Annotated in this window: 2 protein-coding genes; both read right to left on the bottom strand. The window is 47.6% G+C overall.

Annotation, left to right across the window (positions count from 1 at the left end; genetic code table 11):
* Positions 1–60 precede the first annotated feature (60 nt).
* Positions 61–1452, bottom strand: a complete 1392-nt coding sequence (locus Q0294_RS18110) for a sigma-54 dependent transcriptional regulator (protein ID WP_299468259.1) — start codon at positions 1450–1452, stop codon at positions 61–63.
* A 390-nt stretch (positions 1453–1842) separates the two neighbouring features.
* A partial coding sequence (locus tag Q0294_RS18105) for a HAMP domain-containing sensor histidine kinase (RefSeq protein WP_299468257.1) occupies positions 1843–3372 on the bottom strand: 1530 nt, incomplete at its 5' end.

The raw sequence follows: 3372 nt of genomic DNA, 5'->3' as shown, positions 1-3372 counted from the left end.
TGCTGATTACCCAAAGCTCTCATAACAACTGGTACAGAAATGGGGGGCCTGTCAGCCTTGTTAACCAGCGGCGCGGGTCTGATACTGATTCAGTTTGTTGTAAAGTGTCTTCAACGCAATTCCCAGTTCGGCAGCACATTTCGGCTTGTCGCCATCATGTTTATCAAGTACGTGATAAATCACTTCCATTTCGATATCACGTAAGGTTTTCCCCTCTGTTCTTTCCGTCCAGTTGATGGACGAACCAGAAAAGGGAATTGCGGAATTCCGGGTGAGATTAGAGGGTAAATCCGCAGGCATAATCTGAGTGCCGTCCCACAAAATGACGGCGTGTTCTAACGCATTGGCCAATTCGCGAACATTACCTTTCCAGTCATAAGACTGCAGAATCTCAACGGTTTCCGGTGCAAGAATATCCTTGGGAATCGAATCTTTTTTCAAATGTCGTTTCAACAGCACACGCGAAATCTCGGGAATATCAGCTTTACGCTCCCGTAAGGCCGGCAGATCAATTTCGAAGGTATTTACACGAAAATATAAGTCTTCGCGAAAAGTTCCCTCACTGACCATTTCCTTCAGGTCCCGGTTGGTTGCACAGACAATCCGAACGTCGACATGAAATGTTTCGCTGTCGCCGACGCGCCGCACTTCACCAGATTCCAGAAAACGGAGCAGTTTGACCTGCATCGTTTTATCCAGCTCTCCCAGTTCGTCCAAAAAGAGCGTACCACCATTGGCAATTTCAATCAAACCCTTGCGAGGAGTATCAGCCCCTGTAAATGCGCCTTTGCGATGCCCGAATAACTCACTCTCCACCAGATTTTCAGGCAGCGCACCACAGTTAACAGGCACAAAGGGCATGGAAGCACGCAGGCTTAAATCATGCACACGCCGCGCCACAAGCTCCTTACCGGTCCCTGTTTCCCCCAGAATCAAAGCGGTAGAATCGGTGGGGGCGATTTTTTCGATCAGTTTTTTAACCCGCAGCATCGGGGGCGAGTCGCCAATAATCTGGCAAGGCCCTTCCACGATTTTGAGTCGTGACTCAAGTGCATAATTTTTGTTTTGCAAGGAACGCTTGTCAGCTACTTTTTGCAGAACAGTGGCAATATCAATCAATTTGCAAGGTTTGGGCAGAAAGTCATAAGCACCTCGACGTATCGCCTGAATGGCTTCATCAATGCTGCCATGCCCGGTACTGATGATAACTTCGGTCTCGGGAGAAACTTTATTAATATGATCCACGACATCCCAGCCACTCAGTCCAGGCATCCGTAAATCGACAATGGCTGCATCAAACGTAATCTTCTCCAACGCGATTAAAGCAGATTGACCATCCTCACAAATGGTGACATCGTGCCCCATCCGTGGAAGCTCGATTCGCATCACTTCACGAATTGCTGCTTCATCGTCGACAAATAAGACTCGCAATTTATTGACCGAATTACTCAAGTTGTGCTCCTTCTTCCTGCTTTGACGTCCTGTCAAAGAGAAAGCCATTTAACAAATTTCAGATCCGAATGGTATTCAGGAAGGAATAGGTGAAAGGTTCTGAAGAAATCGTGTTCGAATCAGGCGAACGCATCCTTTTCTCCAGCATCGACACTCAATTGAGAAGCCCCGGAACCGGGACTCCATACAGGACCTTTCTCTGCACACTACGCGACAAATTGGGAAGGGGAATTTTTAAAGCAATCTGCTGTACAGAGAACATCCATTTTCTCCTGTATCGTTAACTTTGTGTGAATCATTTATGGGGAGGGACGTGTGATATCAGATTTCAAAAATTGTGGCAATCGGAGAATTCCAGAAACTCCTGTTTCAATCAATTCACTTAACTCACTATGCCGCCTTATGTTGTGCTTGTGCTTTTTTCGGGAGTTCGACAAAAATTGTACTCCCCTGCCCTGGTCCTCCACTTTCCACTTCGATTTCCCCACCATGATCTTTGATAATCCGATGTGTGATCGACATCCCCAAACCAGTGCCGGTCCCATCTGCCCTTTGTGTAAAGAAAGGATCAAACAGACTCTCTTTCACTTCCTGCGTCATCCCGCACCCGTCGTCCTTAAATATGAGGGTCACTGAATCGACATTTTCACGAACCTGGATTTCCAAATTGCCCCCCACCTCCATCGACTCCAGGGCATTGGTCATAATATTGAGAATCACCTGTTTGATTTCTGCAGGATTAAACTCCGCATAACAGGGATTCCTGGCCGAAAACAGGATCTTCCTGTCTTTCAATCGTTTAATCAAACTGATCATCGAGCACACCTCTTCGATCACACCTATCAGATCATTCATACTTCTGACGGAATTCTGACCGCGGGAAAAATCAAGCAGTTTGGAAGTGATATCCCTGCACCGCATGGCTTCCCGTTGAATTAATCCAAGATACTGCTCCACCACTTGAATATCTGCTTCCTCACAGTGCGGTTTCAGATCAACCATTCGCCCCTGAAGCGACTCGGAGGCCATCGAAATCGCAGATAACGGATTATTAATTTCATGAGCCACCCCCGCTGCCAGAACGCCAATTCCTGCCAGCCTTTCCGATCGAACCAGCTGTTTACTGCGTTCGTCCACCTTGTGATTCAATTCGTCCCTTTTTTCTTTAAACCGCATCGTCATCAGATTGAATGCTTCAGCCAGCTCTGCCATCTCATCATTCGATTTAATCTTGAATTGATGATCAAAATGCCCCTGGGCCACAATCCGGGCCCCTTCATGTAAATCCTGAATCGGAGAGATCACAGTCCTGTATCCATACCAGATCAGACAGCCAAAGGTGATAAATACCACCAGGCAAGTCACCCAGACCAGATCATATCGGGAGCGGTAAACCCGCGACGCACGTTCCAAAACCGCTTTGGTCCCTGAAGGAACATCGCGTACTTCCATAATCAGAGTTTCCAGGCGCGCGACTTCCAGAATCATCTGCTGGGCCGTTGCAACTCTTTCCTGAGGATGTTCCAGGTGCGCCTGCATCAGTGACAGATTCTGCAGCGTCTTCAGGCTTGCACTATGTTCACTGAGCTGTGACCTCACCAGGCCTCTCCAGGTTCCTACAGCAGGGTCGTCTGGTAATCGATCTACTTTCTGCAGAAAACTCTGTATTTCAGTATGAACTTCATTTAACTGCTCTTCAAACTTACGTTGGTAATGCTTACTGGCGACAGAATCAGGACGGGAATTCAGAATTTTCTGCAGAGGGTCATTGAGGGCCACAGCCGACACGATCATTCGATCACGGTTGGGCAGGCTGTTCAGTGAATGCTCAAACTCTTTGACGGTAGCATCATAAGATTGCAAACCGGAAACGGCCCCGTAAGCCAGCAGAATCAGCATGCAGAAAATAATTCCCAGGCC

Origin of the sequence: uncultured Gimesia sp., from assembly GCF_937919775.1 — a bacterium.
In the GTDB taxonomy this organism is placed as follows: Bacteria; Planctomycetota; Planctomycetia; order Planctomycetales; family Planctomycetaceae; genus Gimesia.
This window is presented reverse-complemented; position numbering and strand designations above follow the sequence as displayed.